The sequence below is a fragment of the Psychrobacter sp. KFRI-CH2-11 genome (genome assembly GCF_038239325.1).
Taxonomy (GTDB): domain Bacteria; phylum Pseudomonadota; class Gammaproteobacteria; order Pseudomonadales; family Moraxellaceae; genus Psychrobacter; species Psychrobacter celer.
The window spans coordinates 1,013,782-1,033,291 of sequence record NZ_CP151283.1; the positions used below are offsets into that span (position 1 = coordinate 1,013,782).

The window sequence follows — 19,510 nt, forward strand, 5'->3', positions numbered from 1 at the left end:
ATCTCATGTATGAATCATGGGCAAGGACAGAGTGGCGTCAAACACATAACATTTGACTGCCCTCTATCGTAACAGATGTAATTAAATGTTGCTAGCCTGTAAATGTACCAGATAATCGTTGCCAGTGCTGGTCTTCTTGGTCAGTAAAAGCATGCTTAGGATCCATAGCAAAGTAAGGCTGATAGGCGGCGACGACGTCGTCGGTTTGCGATTCAATCAAGCCTGCCAGTACGATACGGCTGCTGGGTTTGACCAATGTAGCAAAGTACGGGGCTAAGCCGATCAGGGGTTTTGCCAAAATATTGGCGACCAGTACTTCGACTGGCACAACCTCATGCTCAGCACAGTATTCATTAAATGCTTCTGGCAAAAATGCTTGCAGACGATCACCAACTTGGTTGCGCTCTGCATTTTGATTGGTGGCCAGCACTGCTTGTGGATCGATATCGACAGCGTAGACTTTTCGTGCGCCTAGCAGCAAGGCGGCGATGCCCAAAATACCTGAGCCGCAGCCATAATCAATCACTACCTTGTCTGTTAGGTCTTGCTCTGTGAGCCAGTCGAGGCATAAACGCGTGGTGGCATGATAGCCAGTACCAAACGCCAAACCTGGGTCCATAATGATGTTGGTCGCTTCAGGGCTCGGCGGCGTAAGCCAGTTGGGCACAATCCACAGATCGTTAGCGCATTCTATCGGCTGGTAGTTGCTCATCCATTCGCGTTCCCAGTCTTTATCGTCGACAGCGGTCAGCCAAATGCGGCTGGCTTGTACTTGTGCGGCGATTTCGTGGCTTAGCTGCTCGACGGCCTGCCGACTGCCGTCATCAGTGCTCGCATCAAAGAGCCCAGTCAAAATAACCTCGTCCCAAAGCGGCGACTCACCAGGCAGAGGCTCAAATAAAGGTTGATCGCCTGCGTCATCGAGCGCTATTGAGAGCGCGCCTGCTTCTAATAGCAGCGCTTCGGCCAAATCAACGTTTGCCTTTTCGCATTGTAAATGTAGTTGTTGCCATGCCATAACGATACCCTTAAATAAAAGAAAAAAGTGAGAAAAATAAATACGTATTTTAACAAGAAACAGTAGTGAAAAAGCAGCTCATGTATTGCTACGATGGCTACTTGATATCCATTGAGATAGGTTGGCTTTACCTCATTCGCGATATTTTACGCGTGTGCTTTTAGCTGCTGAGGTCATACGTTGACGCCAGATTAACGCAGTGCTCGTTTTGCTTCGTTAATCACTCGCCCATTGCCCTGAGCTTGCCCTGATTGCAGGATGACTTGCCATAGCGCACGTCTACGACTGGCGTCTTGCGAAACGCTAAGGCCGCGGCGCGCCATGGCTTCTGCTTTACGTGGTTGGTTCTTTTTTAGCGCAACTTGTGCCAGATAAAAATAGACGGCAGAGGATCTGGGTGCCAAGCGCTGGGCGCGGGTAAAACTGTTTTCGGCATTGGTCAGGCTGCCAGCTTTGAGCTGACTGATACCCGCTTGCATCAGATTGCGAAATGCAGGCAGGTCGCTGTTATTGCTGGTGGTACTCTGGCCGCGTTGTTGTGAGTTTTTTCTAGCGCGCTCTAGCAGCTCATTGTGTGAGGGTGCTGCAGGCTCAGAGATCATATAGTCTTCACGAGAAGGCGTGAGAATGACCACATCTGGCTGACTGACGATGGGATCTTGACTGGGTAGGTGGGTCTGCGGCGTATCTTTTGTCAGTGGGTTTGCTGACTCAGAAGTGCCGTCATTTGGGTAAGCACCAGCGCTGCCTGTGCTGTCTTGTTTGACAATGGGGGCTTGTGTCACCGGATAGGCCGTGTCATGTCGCGCAGGGCTGGCGGTGCCTGATGCCCCTGATGGCGTCTGTTTAGCTGAAGTGTGCGCACCAGCAGGCGTGCTGGGTACCGTTTGACAAGCGCTCAAACTCAGCATACCTATCACAGCGCCAGAAAAAACCAAACGGCGTGTGGACTTAACGGTACTCAATGTGGTTTTGGCAGAGGTTTGCATCAGGCAATGGTTACCTAAGACAGTGTGTTTGAACAATGACAGCATAGAGAGCCCCTTTATAAATTACCAAAATGTTAAAACCATTCAACAGCGCGGTCATACCATGTATCTGCACGATTTTGTGCATCATTGCTGTCAGCTTGATCCTCATCATTATCAGAATCGACCGCTTCGCCATTTGGAATCTCCAAACCTTCGCGGCGACGTTGTTGATTGATGACGCCTTGCTGGCTTTGCCATTGCAGCTGCTCACGCGCTCGCTCTTGCTGGTATAATCCAAGGGCGCAGGCACTGGCTTCTTTTGGTAGGTGCGCGGATAAGACAGGCAAATAGCGTGCATCGGCACAGCGCTCATTAGAGAGTTTGCCTGAGTTGTTTTCTAGCCAGAGCCACTCGATGCCTTCAGGCTCCGGTAGCGCCACGGGCGTCAGCTTCAGGCGTTTCATGTAGTCAATCCAAACGGGTAGTGCGCCAGTACCACCGCTTAAGCCGATAGGTTTGTTGTCATCACGGCCAACCCATACCACGCTGACGTAGTTGCCACTATAGCCGGCAAACCAGGCGTCGCGATAGTTGTTGGTCGTACCCGTCTTGCCCGCCAGATTTAAATGACTACCCAGCGACTGGGCGCGTCTGGCCGTACCGTTTGACACCACTTGTTGTAGGGCGTAATTGGTCAAAAAGTTGGTCTCAGGCGGGATGCTGCGCTGCGTGTTTAGCCCCGTACGCTGCAAAATCCGGCCACGATTGTCGATCACCGTACGAATACTATGAATGGGCGTACGAAAGCCGCCGGTGGCAAAGACTTGATAAACACCAAGCATATCCATGGGGCTTAGATTGACAGAACCCAATAATGCTGAAGGGTAAGGCGGGATTTTTTCTTGTACACCCAGACGACGCAACTGTCTGGCAAAAGTGTCGACACCAAACTCCATGCCCAAACGTACCGTGCTTTGGTTATAAGACTTGGCAAGAGCGGTGGTCAAGGGGACATAGCCATGATCACGGTTTGAGTAGTTTTTGGGATTCCACTTGGTGCCATCGCCTAGGGTGACGGTAATTGGCGAATCATCTACTGGACTTGCCAAGTTATAGCGGCCACTTTCGAGCGCGGTCATATAAATGACTGGTTTTAATAAAGAGCCGACCTGACGTTTGGCGTCGACCGCACGGTTAAAGCCTGTAAACTCACTGCCACTGCCTACCACAGAGACCAGCTCGCCTGTTTCGGGGTTGGCACTGACCAGAGCGCCTTGCAGATCTTTGGTTTTGCTACTATTACGGCGCAGCTCGCTCAGTTTTTTATCGACCGCTTTGTCAGCGGCCAACTGAGCAATAGGGTCTAAGGTACTGATAATGGTCAAACCTTCGTTTTTGAGGTCGTCAGAATAATAAACGGTATTTAGCTCACGCTTGACGATATCTAAAAAGTCGGGAAATTGGCTTTTGCCTTCAACTGGCTTATCCACCACGCCCAGCGGCTGTTCCAAAGCTTTTTCGTAGTCTTCTTGGCTCAAAGTACCCATCGCCAGCATATTGTTTAGCACGACGTCACGGCGCGCTTTTGAGTCGTTTGGATGACGGCGCGGATTATAGATACTAGGGCCTTTTGCCATACCGACCAGCATGGCTTGCTGATCTATACGCAGCTCTTTTAGGGGTTTGTCAAAATAAAACTGTGACGCCAGCCCAAAGCCGTTAATAGAGCGGTTGCCGTTTTGACCCAAATAAATCTCATTAAGATACGTCTGCAAAATCTCATCTTTGCTGTAGTGCAGCTCCAATAAAACCGCCATCAACGCTTCGTTGGCTTTACGTTTGAGCGTGCGATCTGAGTTGAGATAAAAGTTTTTGATAAGCTGCTGGGTGATGGTCGAGCCGCCTTGCATCGAGCCGCCAGAGAAGTTATTGAGCACGGCGCGCGCGATACCGCGTATCGAGACCCCTTTATGCTCATAAAACGCCCGATCTTCGGTGGCAATCAGCGCATCAATCAATGGCTGCGGCACCTCATCTAACGACACCACCAAGCGATCTTCGTTGCTGTCTGGATAGATACCGCCGATATTTACTGGCTCCAAACGAATGATGCCACTTTTGGCTGGCAGTGTGCTTTGAATAGACGCAATCTTATTGCCTGAAATAGTCATTTTAATGACTTGCTCGGCGTCTTTGTCATTGGCACTGTAGGTAAAGCCGCGAGTGTGAATAAAATAAGTATTGCCCGAGCGGTGATAAGTCCCTGTGCGATCATAGGATTTGTTGCTTTGATAATTGAGCAGCTCAAGCCAGGTCTTCATCGTTTCGCGATCGACATTTGCCCCTTGGTATAGCTCAAGCGGCTGCGAGTAGACTTTGGCCGGAATATCCCAGCGCTTACCCTCAAACTTATGAGTAATAGTGCGATCAAGTTTGATCAAATAGAGCGCCAACAACACCATGCCTGCGATGATAACAAGTAAAATCAGACTACTAAAGACGATACCACGCTGCTGTGAAGGCAGCGTGCCGATAGCAGGTCTAGAAGACTGAGGCAAAGTAGTGGAACGCTTAAAATTGGATTTTTGCACTGATGTCGCACCGTTTTGGGATAAAAAAACTGCCTCATAATGACGCAAATTGACAACTTTTTCAATCTATCATCGTCAACGACAGTATTCATGGGTATTTAGCGGTCAGTAGTTACCGCTGCTTGAGGGAGCTGCTTATAGTATAATCGATAGTCAAACTGCACAGTGATTCTAAGTTGATAGATTCTAAGCTAATAGATTCCAAGCTGATACAGATCATACTCTCGTCACCAGCAGAATTTTACGGGCAGTCTAAAGAGCATGTCAGCTGCTAACACACGATAGCAGTTTGTCTAGGCGACCATGATGTAATTTTTATGAATCCGCGGCAGCGTGGCCTACTTATATGAGCAAAGCATGGGTTAAAACAGCTATTTTAATCCTGTTTCGCATCGTCAATGCTAGGGCGTGTCCTCAGCTCAATCGGTATGTAATCGATAGTCATTTAAATGGGCTAAAAGTGGCTAAACATTGTCATATGGCGTCAGATAGCTCACCATTATCTCGGTATTATCTGCGCTCTTTCGTTGTTTGGCGATAGTGTTCGATGACAGTATTCGATGGCAGTGTTGAACAGATCATTGATCTCATTTTTATTAGCATTTTTACAATGCAGACACGACCTAGTCAGTTTATGTAACGCAAATTTAAAGCAAATAAGGTTCGAGCAAACCTGTCTAAAGGAAATAAGGGCGATTATGTCTAGTGTTCCATCACAAACGGCATCTACCAGTCAACGCTATGAAGATAGCTCTATCACCGAAGGTTTGGTGTTGCCTCTTGCAGGCCACTGTTTTCACTGCGGAGACCCTGTGCCTGAGCCGCCATTTTATACTGAGATATTGGGCCAATCGCGTGAAATGTGCTGTATGGGGTGTCAGCTTGCCTCTGAGAGCATCGTAGAGGCTGGGCTTGAGCAGTATTATTTGGACCGCTCAGAGATCAACCGCACTGCCAGCCTACCTACGCAGCTGACGCGTCTTGAAGCCTATGATCATGAAGAGATCAAATCACAATTTGTCTACGCACAAGACGGTATGTCGGTGGCTGAGCTATCGGTCAACAATCTGCGCTGCGCCGCCTGTACTTGGCTGATTGAGTCGCGCTTAGATGAGCTAGAGGGCATTAGCAAATGCCAAGTCAACTTGACCAACCAGCGCATGCGTGTGATCTGGAATGAAAGCCGCCTACCGATCAGCCGTATTTTGGCAGTCATCAACGAGATCGGCTACGAAGCCAAGCCATACCGTCAAGACACCCACGAGGCGATGCTGGCACGTCATAATAATCAAATGCTCCTGCGCTTGGGTATTGCAGCGCTGGGCTCGATGCAAGCGATGATGTATGCCGTTGCGATTTATTTTGGGGAATACAGCGATATGCTGATATTTCAGCGTGATTTTTTGCGCTGGGTGTCGTTGTTTGTCAGTACGCCGGTTTTCTTTTATGCAGGTATTCCGTTTTTTACCTCGGCATGGTCTGCGGTTCGCGCCCGTCAGGTGAATATGGATGTGCCCGTCAGTATCGCACTGGTTGTCACTTTTTTTGCCAGTCTGTACGCCACCGTCACTGGGCAAGGTGAGACATACTATGATTCGGTCAGTATGTTTATTTTCTTTTTATTGGCGGGGCGTTATATCGAGCATAATGCTCGCCTAAAAGCGGCGACCATGGCCAATGACTTGGTGGTGGTTGAGCCGGTATTGGTACAAAAAATTGCTGAAAACAAGGATGCCGCTGCACAGATATTACAGCACTTTGAGCAAAGCCCCTCGATACAAGATGGCGCGAAAAATCCCTCGAGTGCTGCTAAACTTGGTGACGCGAGCGCAGCAGCGGCCCAAAAAGACACAGGCGACGCATCAGACGCCATCGCGGACTTTTCCCAAAGTATGGATACCAGTCTGCAGCAGCTGACAGTGCGCATCGCGCAAGCGTGGCAAGCACAGCGCGCAAACGCTGCATACGATACAGAAGACAAGCAGATGGTCACTGCGCATAGCTTGCAAGTGGGCGATATTATTTTGGTAGAGGCGGGCTCTGAGATCATCAGTGATGGGATATTGCTCAGTCAGACAGCCACCGTCTCGCAGAGTTTGTTGACCGGTGAGGGCGATTTGATTCTCAAAAAGCAAGGCGACTATATCGTCGGCGGCGCACAAAACGACAGTCAGCCGTTTGAGATGCTGATTACCGCCTTGCCAAAAGACAGCCAAATCGGCTTGATCGATAGACTGATGAACCGCGCCATGAGCGAAAAACCCAAACTGGCTCAGCAAGCGGATAAGCTGGCACGCTGGTTTGTGGCGCGTATCTTAGTACTGTCGGTATTGGTGTTTGTCGGCTGGTATATCGTTGATCCTAGCCAAGCGATTTGGGCAACGGTCGCGGTGTTAGTGGCGACTTGTCCTTGCGCGCTATCTTTGGCCACGCCCATTGCCTTGACGGTCTCGACCAACCGTTTGGCAAGCTATGGGTTTTTGACCACGCGTGGACATACGCTACAGACGCTTGCAGAGATTACTCATGTGGCGTTTGATAAAACAGGTACCCTGACGTACGGCAAGCCTAACTTATTAAATATTGAGCTGATGACTCTGTTGCCAGACAGCGCGCAAGCAGGGCAGACGCGCGCTGAGCAAAAAGACAAAGTGCTGGCGATAGCCGCCGCTTTAGAAGTCGGTAGCCGTCACCCGATTGCCCATGCGCTGTTGACCGCAGCGTATCAGTTGCATCTGCCTACCACTCAGTTGTTGCAGTACTATCCTGCAGGCGGCGTCGAGGCGGTGATTGATGATGTACGCTATCGTATTGGCCATGTGGATTTTGCCTTAGACAGTACAGATCATGGGCGACATATTGACTTGGTGGCTGAGCGAGCAAGCTCGGCGGTGGTGTTGTCTTGTCAGCAAAGTGTGGGTGCGTCATGGCAAGCGTTGGCCTGCTTTTATTTTAATGACAAAGTGCGTGATAGTGCCAAGCCGATGCTCGATGCGTTAAAGGCTCTGGGTATCGAATCCGTCATGTTGACAGGTGACCCAAGCCCGCAAGCGCTGCGTATGGCTGAGAGTTTGGGCATGCAGGCCGCCTACAATGGTTTGTCGCCGACAGATAAGGTCGATCATATCCAAAGCCTACAGGCACAAGGGGCGGTGGTGCTGATGGTCGGAGATGGCATCAATGATGCGCCAGTGCTTGCTGCTGCCGATGTGTCAACCTCGATAGCAGGCGCGGCAGACTTAGCACAGGTATCAAGTGATAGTATTGTTTTGGACGGTCAAATCGAAGCCATCACCGCAGCCAAGCGTATCGCTGATAAAACCGAACGCATCATCAAACAAAACTTTCGCTGGGCACTTATTTATAATGGCAGTGTGCTGATACCAGCGGCGCTCGGTTATGTACCGCCATGGTTAGCAGCCATTGGCATGTCGCTTAGCTCTTTGTTTGTGGTGTTAAACGCCCTGCGTCTAAAGCGCGCGTAGCTGCCATCAAGCATCTAGTTACTGCGATTCTATCAGCTTATGCATAAAAAAACCGCCTTAATCAAGGCGGTTTTTGTTCACGGTGATAGCGGTATGTATCATTTAGTCTTGTAGGTAGCTTAATAAGCGCATAAACTCAATGTACATCCAGACTAGCGTGGCAAGAATGCCGATACTAAATAACCACTCGTAATCCTCTGATACGCCCATTGCCACACCGCGATCGATATTATCGAAGTCTAGTAGCAAGGTAAAAGAAGCAATGACGATGACAAATAGGCTAAAACCAATAGCGATAGCGCCGCCCTCAAACAAGAAAGGCAAGGTCGAGCCAAATACCAACGACAACACCCACTGCGCGACATAGACAAGCATAATAGCAATGACCGCTGAGGTGACGATAGAGCGGAACTTTTCAGTGACCTTTACCAGCCCTGAGCGGTATAGCCCCAGCATCACCGCTGCCGTCACAAATGTCGCACACATCGCCGTGACCGGCACGCTTGGGTACATGCGCATAAAAAACAGCGAGATACCGCCCAAAAACACACCCTCTAACAGAGCATAAGGGACAGCAAACGTCTTGGCTTTTTGTGGTTTAAAGGTAATAAAAATGGCAAGACCAAACGCGGCAAACATACTTACCATGGCGGCCATCGTGATAAAGCCTTGTGATAGGCCTGCCATCAGTGCATAAAAGAAAAAACCCACACCAGTGATGGCAGATAACCCGAGTAGCAGACTGGTCTTTTGAATCACGCCCTTGACCGTCATTGGGTTACCGCCGATCGCAAGCTCTGCGCGACTGACAATAGGATTGGCCATACATATGTCCTTAATTAAATATAAAAATAGTAATGCCAGCTACTTTAGCAAAACCGCCATCATTGTCAACTGTGTTTGCGTGATGAAAAGCAAGGCTGCGCGGCGTTATAAGGCGCTGATCAACACCCAGCGGTGGCGGCATTTTGGTAGCCAAACAAGTACAGCTACAAACTCATTTAGTGGTAGCGTGCGCTGGTTTTTATCTGGGGTCGATTACGACTGTTAACAACGATAATGCATAAACATGCTAGTCTAAGCACGTATTTATCGCTATCATGAGCTGGTATTTTACCGTTATACCGAGTCTTTTTATGGAAAACTCAGCGCAGTCTGCAAGATTGCCACATTTACACGAATCAGAGCTGTTTCACGCCATCAAAAACCCAGCGTTTCGGCGTATTGGCCTTATGGGGCGTGCCGGCAAGCGCAGTGTGACCCAAAGTCTGGTGCAAATTGCCCAAACCATCAATGACATGAACTTGACGTTGATCATGGATGTGCAAACCGCCAATTTACCGACGTTAAACCTTACCGAAATCGAAAAAGTCAAAATCGTCAAACGCAGCTTGATCGGCGAGATTTGTGATTTGGTCATCGTCGTCGGTGGGGATGGCTCTATCCTGCATGCGGCCGAGGCATTGGCACGCTACCGTGTGCCTGTTCTTGGGGTCAACCGTGGTCGCCTTGGGTTTTTGGCGGACGTAAAGCCAGATGAGGCGGCCTTTAAACTGCGCCAAGTACTGATGGGTAATTATCAGCTGGATCATCGGTTTTTATTGACCATGGAGATACGAGAAGGGCGCAACATCATTCATGAAGACATGGCACTCAACGACGTGGTGCTGCATGCCGGTAAGTCAGTCCATATGATCGACTTTCAGATGAAAATCGATGGTCAAGATGTCTATCGGCAGCATAGTGATGGCTTGATCGCGGCGACGCCGACCGGTTCTACAGCGTACGCGCTATCAGGCGGTGGCCCTATCATCCATCCAAGTATGGATGCCATTTGTCTGGTGCCCATGCATCCTCATACGCTCTCGAGCAGGCCGATTGTGGTGAGCGGAAACAGTGAGGTGTGTATTCGCATACATGAAGACAACCGCACCCAGCCGATGGTGAGCGCAGATGGCAAGCCAAGCGTACCCTTAGATCAAGAGCAGCGCCTGTATATCCGTAAGCATCCCGACAAATTGACGCTACTGCACCCGCCAGGTTTTGATTTTTATGAGGCGTGTCGCACCAAGCTACACTGGAACGTCCATGCTGAAGAATTCAGTCTGGATGTCGATGATGATATCATAGACGATGAATAAGCGTCTTTAAGACACAAATATCTTAGATGATAAAAAACACAGTCAGACATAGTGAGAGTAGGCACGATGGATAAAGAAACGATATTAGCGAGTTTGACGCCAGAGGTAGTCGATAAGTTTCGTATGGCGATTGAGCTGGGTAAATGGCCAGATGGTCGTAAGCTAAGCACGGAGCAGCGCGAGACCTGCATGCAAGCGGTGATGGTATGGGAGCACGAGCATCTGCCGCCCTCTGAGCGTACCGGCTATATTCATAAGCCAGTAAAAGACGATGGCTCAGTCGTTGGAGCAGAGTGTGATGTCGAGCATGAGCATCACTATCCAAACATGCCCAATCCTAAAGGCGCGGTACAGCCTGTGAAGTTTCGCAATAAGCAATAAACAAACCGTAATAAACAATATAAGCGCTCAGTTGATTGCGTATTGAAGTTATCTTCGTATTGAGTTGACTGAGAGGGTACACAGCAAAAAGCCACGCTCATGAGCGTGGCTTTTTTTGGTTCGATAGATTAGGTTTTAAAGTGCAGTGGTATCCACACTAGGGCGAACCGTTAGTGGGTTTTTTTGCATCAAAAACCCTTGCCAGCCCCAATGTAAAAAGTTGCGAATATTGGCATGATCTGTGCCGTTAGGCGTCGCTAGGACTTTGGCATAATGCTCGCCAAACAGTTTTAGCGTGTCTAATTGGTTTAGGCCATGGTGTTTGGCAAACCCAAAAATCTTGGCACTGCCTTCGTTTTCACCAGCCGCATTATGTACCATACCATTAACAAAAGGCGCTGGCGCATAACGATAAAAATCATCAATAAAACTGATGACATCATTGAATCCAATGGCTTTTTTGTCCAAACCATTAAGTAGGGCCGATACATCTGATTGGCGGATACTCATAAATAAATGACCTCAGAGCAGATTAAAAAATAAACCTATTAGATTATATAATTATAAAAACGACAGTACTTCTAAAAACACAGCGTATTTATAAAAACACACTTCTAATAGATGCTCAATGATTATTCGTGATTAATCGTTCCAGTTTTATGGCTCAACGATTGAAATAGTCTTCGTCATCAAATGAAGGCGCAAAATTGCCTTGCTCAAGATGTTGCATTTGCGACTGTACAGAACGCTCATGCTGAATACGTTGGTAGATCTCTTCGCGGTGTACGGCAATATCTTTGGGTGCGTTTACACCGATACGTACTTGATTGCCTTTGACACCAAGGACAGTTACACTGACCTCATCGCCAATCATTAGCGTTTCGCCCACGCGGCGTGTCAAAATTAACATGCGTCACACTCCTTATGTCGCATCAACAAATTATTACTCATCAGATTACTTCTCGATTGCAGGACATCGCCGCAGCACAAAACAAACCATGTGTTGATCACAACATAATGATTGTGCCAATAACGGCAACGATAGGTAGATTCATTTAGCCCAAATGAAACCCCCATTATAGGGGGCATAACAGTTACTGTCACGGGTTTTCACAAAACTATTGGGTAAATACGCAGCCTAGTAATAATAAAAAATAAAAATAGGATCTAAAAAGACCCTATTTTATTAAATATATTAGACAAAGTAATTGATACTGATTTAATTGATAACCGTTGATGCTAAGTTGATAGGTTTAATGGTTTAAAATCAATGACAGTTTCATCAATAATGGTGAAGTCAATTATAACCCAGCGATTTTACTGTCGCCATCGTCTCGGTCTAGACCGAACGCTGTATGCAGTGACTTGACCGCTTTTTCTAAATGCTGGTCTTGAATCAAGACAGAGACTTTGATTTCACTGGTCGAGATCATCTGAATGTTGATGTTGTGCTCGGCCAAGGTTTGGAACATCAAGCTTGCAACCCCTGCGTGTGAGCGCATGCCCACACCGACCAAAGATACTTTGACCACTTCGCTGTTACCCAAGATTTCTTTGGCACCGATGTCGTCTTTGACCTCGTCGTTTAGCACTTTCATGGCTTTATCTAAGTCAGTACGGTTTACAGTAAAGGTGAAGTCAGTGGTGCCTTGATCCGATAGGTTTTGCACAATCATATCGATTTCGATATTGGCACGTCCAATCGGGCTTAAAATAGCAGAGGCAATACCAGGGTGGTCAGGTACGCCGCGCACTACAATTTTTGCTTCGTCTCGGTTAAAGGCGATACCTGAGATGATTGCCTGTTCCATACTGTCTCCTTCGTCTATCGTAATTAGGGTGCCGACATTGTCTTGAAATTCTTGGTCAAAGCTACCGTCAGTATTTTCATCAAAGCTAGATAGCACACGCAACGGCACGCCATATTTACCAGCGAACTCTACCGAACGAATCTGTAGGATTTTGGAGCCAAGGCTTGCCATCTCAAGCATTTCTTCAAAGGTAATTTTTTCAAGCTTTTTGGCTTTCGAGGTCACGCGTGGATCGGTGGTATAGACGCCATCGACGTCGGTATAGATTTGACACTCATCCGCGCCTAATGCTGCTGCAATCGCCACGCCGGTGGTGTCAGAGCCGCCGCGGCCTAGGGTGGTGGCGTTGCCTTCTGCGTCGATACCCTGAAAGCCTGCGACGATGACGACATTGCCAGCATCGAGCTGTTCGCGGATGTTTTCGTCATCGATGCTCTCGATACGGGCTTTGTTATACGCGTTATCGGTTTTGATCGCCACTTGGCGACCCGTCAATGAGCGCGCCCCCACGCCCAGCTCTTTTAGCGCCATCGCAAGCAATGAGATGGAGACTTGCTCACCTGTTGAGACCATTTGGTCATATTCACGTGGGTCAGGTTGGGTACTGATTTGGCGTGCCAAGTCGATCAAACGGTTGGTTTCGCCGCTCATGGCTGAGACCACGACGACCACTTGGTGACCGTTATCATGCCAGCGTTTGACTCGTTTGGCGACGTTTTTTATGCGGTCGATACTGCCCATCGAGGTGCCGCCATATTTTTGTACTATTAACGCCATAAAAATCTACCTATTATTCAATAATGGCCTTTTTTATCATCGCTGTGCATCTATGTGACGCCCAATCAATGTCTGCATAGATAAAGCCGTATTATAAGAGTTGTGCCCTATGCTGTTTGCTATGTTGTGCTGCTGAGCAAGTGAATGAACGATATGTTCAAACGTTGACCTTTATATCATATCTGCTGAGCAACGTTAAGTGCCAGCAGTGCTTAGATGCATGCAGGTTGGTTATGAAGGCCATAACCAACCTGCATCATGCGATAAGGATTGCTCTATGACACTCAGATAGCATTTAGGCTGGATAGCATTTGGGTTAGGTGGCGCTTGTTGGGTTTTTCGTCCCAGCGCCATGCCCGAGATGCCCTAACCTAACTGCTCGGCAATCCAAGCGGGTAGTGCGTCGATGACGGCTTTGGCATTGTCAGATTTTGGTGCGCCGCCTTGCGCATAGTCAGGTTTGCCGCCGCCTTTACCGCCCAGCTCGCCTGCTAGATGACGAATGATATCGCCCGCCTTTATCTTGGCGGTGACAGATTTTGCCACACTGGCTGCCAATGCCAATTGCTCGTTCTTATCACCGATCAGGACAATGACGCTATCTGGCAGTTTGGATTTGATATCATCCATCAGGGTACGGATGGATTTGCCATCGATACCGCTTAGGGTGCTGATGAGTACAGGTGTGTCTGCGATGGTCTGTACTTCATCGAGTAGGTTGGCTGCTTGGGCACTGGCCATCTTTTGCTGCAAACGCTCAAGCTCTTTTTCTAGCTCGCGCTGCTTGTCGACCATCGTACGTACACGCTGTGCCACGTCAGGGCGCTTGGCTTTTAGCTGACTTGCCAGCTCGCTGAGTTGCTGCTCGCCTTGCTGTATGTTTTTGATGGCGTTCATGCCAGTGAGGGCTTCAATACGGCGGATACCAGCGGCGATACCGGATTCGCTGGTAATTTTGAGCAGGCCTATATCACCGGTGCGCTGCACATGCAGACCGCCGCACAGCTCGATAGAGAAGGGCTTGCGCTGACTATCGATGATGCGCTCTGTGCCCATCGTCAATACACGGACGTCACTGCCATACTTCTCGCCAAACAGCGCCATCGCCCCTTGGTTCATGGCTTCATCGATGGACATATGCTCGATACGGGTCGGGGTGTTGGCTTGAATTTGCTCATTGACGAGGCGCTCAATACGGCTAATCTCATCGGGCGTGACAGGTTTGTCGTAAGCAAAGTCAAAGCGCAAAACCTCACTGGATACCAATGAGCCTTTTTGGGTGACCGCATCGCCCAGCACTTCTCTTAGGGCGGCGTGCAATAGGTGAGTGGCTGAGTGGTTTTTGGCACTCGCCGCGCGGATGCTTGAGAGCACTTGAGCATGGGCGGTTTGTTTGCTACAAATCTCGCCCATGGTCACGACACCATGATGAATGATGGCTTGCCCAGATTTTTTGGTGTCTTGCACGGCAAACACGCCCGTTGCGGTGTGGATTTCGCCCAGCTCACCAACTTGACCACCGCCTTCAGCATAAAACGGGGTGCGATCAAGAACCACGACGCCTTCCATCCCTTCAGCCAAACGCTCAGCAGGGTTGCCATCTTGATAAAGGGCATCGATGCTCACGCCATCTTCTTCTAGCTGCTCATAACCAATAAACTCAGTAGGACTCTCAACTTGAATGACGCTGCTATAGTCCACATCAAACTTACCAGCATCCCGAGCCCGCTCGCGCTGTGCTTGCATGTGCTCATCGAACTCAGCCTCATCGATGGCGATACCGCGCTCGCGTGTGATGTCAGCTGTCAAATCAAGCGGGAAGCCGTAGGTATCATAAAGCTTAAACGCTGCTTCGCCAGAGAGGATGTCACCATCTTTTAGGCCTTCAAGCTCAGAGGCGAGCAGGCGCAGACCTTGCGCGAGTGTCTTAGCAAACTGCGCTTCTTCTTTTTGAATGGCGCTCTCAATCGCGCTTTGTTTGTCTTTTAGCTCGGGATAAGCGTCGCCCATCTCCGCTACTAAAGGCGCGACCATTTTATAGAAAAATTCACTATCAGCGCCCAGTTTGTTGCCATGACGTACCGCGCGGCGAATGACACGGCGCAGTACATAACCGCGGCCTTCGTTGCTTGGTGTGACGCCATCTGCAATCAAAAACGCCACTGCACGGATGTGGTCGGCGATGACTTTGAGTGATGACTGCTGCTGATTGTCAATCTCTAAAATCTCAGCCGCTGCATCCATTAGATGTACAAATAGATCTATCTCATAGTTGCTATGGACGCCTTGCATAATGGCGCTGATACGCTCAAGCCCCATGCCCGTATCGACACTTGGCGCAGGCAGCGGCAGCATGGTGCCGTCTTTTTGGCGATTAAACTGCATAAAGACGCAGTTCCAAATCTCGATATAGCGGTCGCCGTCTTCTTCAGGGGTACCCGGCAGGCCGCCTTCGACATCGGCACCATGATCATAAAAGACCTCGGTACATGGGCCACAAGGGCCGGTGTCGCCCATCGTCCAAAAGTTATCTGACGCATAAGGCGCACCTTTATTATCACCGATGCGGATAATACGGTCGCTTGGGATGCCGATGTCATGGTGCCAAATATCGAACGCTTCATCATCCGTTTCGTAAATGGTCACATACAGACGGTCTTTATCAATGGCCAACCACTCATTTGAGGTCAAAAACTCCCAGATATATTCGATACCAGATTTTTTGAAGTAATCGCCAAACGAGAAGTTACCGAGCATCTCAAAAAACGTATGGTGGCGCGCGGTATAGCCTACATTGTCCAAATCATTGTGTTTGCCGCCAGCCCGCACGCATTTTTGCGAGGTCACCGCACGCGTATAGTCGCGCGTTTCCATGCCCAAAAAGGTTTCTTTAAACTGATTCATGCCCGCGTTGGTAAATAACAGTGTCGGGTCATTGTGCGGAATCAAGCTAGAGGATGGCACTTGGGTATGCTGCTTGCTGATAAAAAAATCGATAAAGGCTTGGCGAATATCGGCTGTTTGAGATGGCTGGCTCACAGCGGCTCCTTACTGACGGATAGAATTGAGTAAAATAATTTTGCAAGCGATTTTAGCACAAACGCCCAAGCTCTTGGTATAAGAGTTATCACTGTTGGGGTATTGTGCCAAGGTCAATGAGGCTTTCATTTACAAACAATCAGCGTGAACGGGTCTTACCGCAAATGACGGCATGAGTCGTTCAACTGCTAACTTGATGTTTGAGCTTGCGCTTGTATTGGCTGCTTGCGGTTGCGTACCCACACCCAAATAATAGCCACGATCATGATGAGACCAATAATGCCTAGCATGGGATACACGGTGCCAATGAGTGTGCTAAAACCGAGCTGGCTTAACCCAAGACCCACGATAGCAAAAAACGCGCTAAGTGCTTTGAAGCGGTTTGTCCCTGGTGTTGCAAAGCGGGTACTAAAGGCAAAAAACATACCCACGGCGGTGCTGTATATCATACAAATAAGCGTCGCTGACATGATAATTGCTAACACGGGTGAGATGTTTGAAGCCAGCCCTAGAGTAGGCATCTCAACGCCGATGAGTGTGTCGATGTTAGCAAAAAGGCCAATATTGAGTAAAAATACTAACAAGCCCAAGCCAAGCCCGCCCATCGCGCCACCGCTGGCTGCTGTTTTTTCGGAGCGAGTCATACCGCCAATGACTGCCAGCATAGGAAAGCCAACCGCGATATTAAATGAGGCATAAAGCACCGCCCCAAAAAACCAATTTGAGATCGGCCAGTCTGAGCTGATAGTGGGTATTTCTTGCGCTACCTTATTTAGCGTCTCACTTGAGGCGGTGCTGTTAAAAAATGAGTAGGTGGTAATCGCTAATATCAATAGCAGCAGCACAGGCATGATGCTACTGATTAGCCTGATAATGCCTTTTACTTTTAAGCAGAGTGTGGCGATGACCAGTACCGTCATAAAAATACTGCCCACCAGTGGTGGCCAACCGTATTGCTGCGTAAACATGGAACCACTACCAGCCAGCATGACCACGCCCACACCAAACAAAAAGAACGATAACACCACGTCTACAACCAACCCAGCGCGCGTACCAAATAAGGTATACAGTACTTTTTTGTGTGAGTTGACCTGCATATTCGAACTCATGCGCGCAATTTGCATACCCAAAAAAGCAAACAGCGCGGCACTAACCAACGTGCCAATAACACTTGCCATCCCGTAGCCGGTAAAAAACTGAAGGACTTCTTGGCCAGAGGCAAAACCACCGCCAACGACTACTGACATATAGGCTGCGGCTATTTGCCAAGATTGTTTGTTCACTATGATGTACTCCTATCCCTGAAGTTTAGGTTGGTGAGGCTCATCTGCCTGAGTTGTTGCTGTGGCGCAAAGTATAGTATTCAATGCTTTATTGACAGACGACTGCACGTCAGACAATAAGAGCATGGCAGTAAGGCTGTAAAAAAAGCCTAGATACTAACACGGTATTGGGAAGTCAGCAATCGAGTACAGCCGATACGTTTGGTTTACACGCCCTCAGCGTGAATTGGTCAAAATCGCGGCATCTGTTTTGTCGAGTTTGTTTTGTGTCAGCGGATTGGACTCAATGACCTGTACGGGCAGGTAACGTAGCTGGAGTTTTATCGGCAGATAATCAGGGAAGTTTTTTGCCATATCTTGGGTGATGCGGGTTTCTATTTGCTGCACGTCATAAGCGCTCGGTGTCGTCTCACCGCGGATGACAGCGCGGACCACTTGGTTTTGCTCAGTGGTGTCAAACTGAGTGTTGGTCAGCACGTTGCCTTTATCGATAAAATAGTGATTGATGGCTTCTTTGACACTGCTTTCAAACACTTGCTGCTTGGCGTTGGTTTGTAGGTTGATGGTGAGATAGGTACCGAGGCCGCCTAACAATAACAACGTCACCGCGTTACGCTGCAAAAAAGTCAGGTAGTTGCTGGACTTGTAGTCGTCATCGACCAGTCGCCGAAACCCAAGCACCCACAGCACTAAGGCGTTGGTAAACTGAATCGCAATGATGTTGGTCACTGCCAGTAACAGCGCGCCAAAGCCTAGCTGCATCTCACCATTAGCAAACAAAATCCCGCTGGCGGCCAGTGGTGGTACCAAAGCAGTCGCCACCGCCACTCCAACGACGGCAACCGAAAGATGCGGAGATACCATGGCATAAGCGCCGGCTGTGCCACCTGCTAAGGCAATCATCAAATCCATAGAAGTTGGCTGCGTACGCGATAAAATCTCGGCGGTGAGAGGTTGGTCTTTGTGCAGCCAGCCGACGATAAAGCCAACCACCAGCACCAAAGTGATGCCCAAAAGTACCGTAATCAGCGACTTACGCAGCAGCGGCATCCGGTGATCGATAATGGCCAATGCCACGCCCGTGATGGGGCCGAGCATCATGGCTACCAGCATCGCACCAATCACCACCGCCGCTGAGTTGGTCACCAGCCCATAGCTGGCGATGATGGCTGAGAGGATATTCATGATAAAATACATCCTGCTGGGCAGGGCGTTGGCCTCTATCTTCACCCGCACCTCAGGATAGTCGACCTTTTGGTTGCTAAACTGCTCCGCTGCAAACTGCTTATAAGACTCTAGTTTGGCTTCTTTTTCTTCTTTTATCTCATCTTCTTGCTGGTCGCTATCATCTGTTGCTGGCTTGTCTGTTGTTTTGCTCGCTTTTAGCTGCTCTGCGTCGGTAGTTTTGGTTTGTTGCTCAGCATTCTCTGGGTTTTGCTGCTCCTCATTTACTTCGCTGTTGTCGTGTCCTTGGTCATTTTCTTTATCATATTCTTGGTCAAGGGCATTAGTATCTGTCTGTTGCTGAGATACGGGTGTAGAGGCTTGCTCGGCTGTTTGTGTCGGCGTTTGCTCAGCATCAGCATCAGGGTTTAAAGGCTCTGATTCTGAGGTTGGCTGGTCGTTTGCTGATGGTGCATCGGGGTCCGTGGTCTCTAAGGTCGCAACGACGACATCAGGTGCGATGGACTCCATGCTAACCTTAGAATCAGGAGGTTTGGCACATGCCATATCGTCATCGTTATCATCACCTCCATTATCATTACTTCTATTGTCACTGCCTCTACTGTTATCAGCGCTATTTTCTATTTCGGCGTCATCAGTGACAGTAGGTTCGACATCAGTGTCTGTCTTAGTCGTTGGCGTCTCTAAGCTTTCATCCGTACGAGATGGTGCCGTTGTATCAGCGGTGTGGCTGGATGAGTGGTGGGCTTTTTGTTTATCAACAGACGTCATAATAGGTAGCTTTCTATCAAAAAAAGACACTCGTTATTGTAATGATAAATGGCCGCA

At 48.9% G+C, this 19,510-nt stretch carries 13 protein-coding genes and 1 pseudogene; 4 read left to right on the forward strand and 10 right to left on the reverse strand.

The window, feature by feature from the left end:
- Positions 1–91: 91 nt before the first annotated feature.
- The 3 genes from prmA to mrcB all read right to left on the reverse strand — a co-directional run bounded on the left by prmA (position 92) and on the right by mrcB (position 4,580).
- The gene (gene prmA / locus AADH33_RS04220; protein ID WP_105243799.1) at positions 92–1,018 is read right to left on the reverse strand and encodes a 50S ribosomal protein L11 methyltransferase; all 927 of its coding nucleotides are present in this window, start codon (positions 1,016–1,018) and stop codon (positions 92–94) included.
- Between the two features lie 191 nt (positions 1,019–1,209).
- Positions 1,210–2,052 (reverse strand): tetratricopeptide repeat protein, encoded by an 843-nt coding sequence (locus AADH33_RS04225; RefSeq protein WP_348549660.1) that lies wholly within the window; start codon positions 2,050–2,052, stop codon positions 1,210–1,212.
- Between the two features lie 29 nt (positions 2,053–2,081).
- Complete coding sequence (mrcB, locus tag AADH33_RS04230; protein ID WP_348549661.1) at positions 2,082–4,580, reverse strand: penicillin-binding protein 1B; 2,499 nt, start codon at positions 4,578–4,580, stop codon at positions 2,082–2,084.
- Positions 4,581–5,278: 698 nt separating this feature from the next.
- On the opposite strand from mrcB, the gene AADH33_RS04235 reads away from it, so the two are divergent.
- Positions 5,279–8,065 (forward strand): heavy metal translocating P-type ATPase, encoded by a 2,787-nt coding sequence (locus tag AADH33_RS04235; RefSeq protein WP_348549662.1) that lies wholly within the window; start codon positions 5,279–5,281, stop codon positions 8,063–8,065.
- 102 nt (positions 8,066–8,167) lie between these two features.
- Here AADH33_RS04235 and AADH33_RS04240 read toward each other — a convergent pair whose 3' ends face one another.
- Positions 8,168–8,890, reverse strand: a complete 723-nt coding sequence (locus tag AADH33_RS04240) for a Bax inhibitor-1/YccA family protein (RefSeq protein ID WP_075102647.1) — start codon at positions 8,888–8,890, stop codon at positions 8,168–8,170.
- Positions 8,891–8,894: 4 nt separating this feature from the next.
- Here AADH33_RS04240 and AADH33_RS04245 point away from each other — a divergent pair, with 4 nt between their 5' ends.
- The 3 genes from AADH33_RS04245 (at position 8,895) to AADH33_RS04255 (ending at position 10,587) form a co-directional block, all read left to right on the forward strand.
- On the forward strand, positions 8,895–9,116 hold the full coding sequence (locus AADH33_RS04245) for a hypothetical protein (protein WP_348549663.1): 222 nt from the start codon (positions 8,895–8,897) through the stop codon (positions 9,114–9,116).
- 85 nt (positions 9,117–9,201) lie between these two features.
- Positions 9,202–10,206, forward strand: a complete 1,005-nt coding sequence (locus AADH33_RS04250) for an NAD(+) kinase (protein ID WP_075102645.1) — start codon at positions 9,202–9,204, stop codon at positions 10,204–10,206.
- Between the two features lie 66 nt (positions 10,207–10,272).
- Positions 10,273–10,587 (forward strand): YeaC family protein, encoded by a 315-nt coding sequence (locus tag AADH33_RS04255; protein WP_348549664.1) that lies wholly within the window; start codon positions 10,273–10,275, stop codon positions 10,585–10,587.
- A gap of 135 nt (positions 10,588–10,722) precedes the next feature.
- On the opposite strand, the gene AADH33_RS04260 is transcribed toward AADH33_RS04255, so the two are convergent.
- The 6 genes and pseudogenes from AADH33_RS04260 to AADH33_RS04285 all read right to left on the reverse strand — a co-directional run bounded on the left by AADH33_RS04260 (position 10,723) and on the right by AADH33_RS04285 (position 19,453).
- Entirely contained in the window at positions 10,723–11,097 is a 375-nt protein-coding gene (locus AADH33_RS04260; protein WP_075101716.1) for a HopJ type III effector protein, read from the reverse strand.
- Positions 11,098–11,329: 232 nt separating this feature from the next.
- Positions 11,330–11,497 (reverse strand): annotated as a pseudogene (gene csrA, locus AADH33_RS04265) (carbon storage regulator CsrA); the annotation flags it as partial.
- Between the two features lie 391 nt (positions 11,498–11,888).
- The gene (locus tag AADH33_RS04270; RefSeq protein ID WP_317053592.1) at positions 11,889–13,175 is read right to left on the reverse strand and encodes an aspartate kinase; all 1,287 of its coding nucleotides are present in this window, start codon (positions 13,173–13,175) and stop codon (positions 11,889–11,891) included.
- Between the two features lie 366 nt (positions 13,176–13,541).
- Complete coding sequence (gene alaS / locus AADH33_RS04275; RefSeq protein WP_348549665.1) at positions 13,542–16,214, reverse strand: alanine--tRNA ligase; 2,673 nt, start codon at positions 16,212–16,214, stop codon at positions 13,542–13,544.
- Between the two features lie 188 nt (positions 16,215–16,402).
- On the reverse strand, positions 16,403–17,497 hold the full coding sequence (locus AADH33_RS04280; protein WP_348549666.1) for a YkvI family membrane protein: 1,095 nt from the start codon (positions 17,495–17,497) through the stop codon (positions 16,403–16,405).
- A gap of 216 nt (positions 17,498–17,713) precedes the next feature.
- A complete protein-coding gene (locus AADH33_RS04285) occupies positions 17,714–19,453 on the reverse strand; it encodes a TIGR00341 family protein (RefSeq protein ID WP_348549667.1) in 1,740 nt (579 codons plus the stop codon).
- Positions 19,454–19,510 lie beyond the last annotated feature (57 nt).